This window comes from Mycobacterium sp. UM_WGJ (assembly GCF_000455125.1).
GTDB lineage: Bacteria > Actinomycetota > Actinomycetes > Mycobacteriales > Mycobacteriaceae > Mycobacterium.
This window is the reverse complement of sequence record NZ_AUWR01000042.1, coordinates 1-1,021: the sequence shown is the minus strand read 5'-3', so window position 1 is coordinate 1,021 and position 1,021 is coordinate 1. Positions and strand designations below refer to the sequence as shown.

Here is a 1,021-nt window from a genome sequence, read left to right as displayed (position 1 = left end):
CGACGGCCCCGGTCGAGGGCTTGATCCCCGCCTCAGCGAGTCGCTCAGAGTAGGCCACCGACAGGTACTGGACCCCGTGATCGTGATGGGCGACCAAGCCGGTCAAGTCCTTGCCGGCCCGCTTGCGGGTCCAGATAGCCTGCTCGACGGCGTCGACGACGAGTTGGCTGGTCATCGTGGTCGCCACTGACCAGCCCAGGATCCGCCGGGCATACGCATCGATCACGAACGCGGTGTAGCACCAGCCCGACCAGGTCGAGACGTAAGTGAAGTCGGAAACCCACAGCAGATCTGGTGCTAACGGCCGAAAGTTACGGTTTACCAAGTCATTCGGCTTCGCCGAGCGCGGGTCACTGATCGTTGTCCGCTTGATCTTGCCGCGAACTGCGCCGGCCAGTCCGAGTTCGCCCATGAGTCGTTCCACGGTGCAGCGCGCGATCGGCGGGGCCTTTTTGGGCCGTTCACGGTTCAGCGTCAGCCATACTTTCCGGGCACCGTAGACGCCGTAGTTCGCCTCGTGAGCGGCAGCGATCTTCGGCTTCAATTCGGCGTCTCGAACCTCCTGCTTGCTGGGGCTGCGCCCACGGTGTTCGTAGTAGGTCGCGGGGGCGATCTTGGCTCCCAGCTCGGTGAGCTGGACGCAGATCGACTCGACACCCCACCGCAGACCTGGCCCGTCGGCATCGTCGTGGCGGGCACCGACGTGCTCGTCGATGTAGCGCACGATCAGCGCAGTGGCCGGTCGAGTTCGGCCGCGAAGAAAGCCGACGCACTCTTGAGGATCGCGTTGGCCCGCTTAAGCTCGGCGTTCTCGCGCTTGAGGAGCTTCAGTTCCGCCGATTCCTCAGTGGTCACACCGGCCCGCTGGCCTGCGTCGACCTCGGCCTGCCGGCACCACTTGCGAACGGTCTCCGGCGTCCCGATCCCGAGCAGCTCGGCGACCTTGCACATCGCCGCCCACTCCGACTCGTGATCGGCTCTAATCTCGCCGACCATCCGGACCGCCCGCTCACGCAACTCG

Annotated in this window: 1 pseudogene; it reads right to left on the bottom strand. The window is 65.3% G+C overall.

Features of this window, described 5'->3' with window-relative positions:
* Positions 1 to 1,021, bottom strand: a pseudogene (locus N416_RS0113835) (IS3 family transposase); the annotation flags it as partial.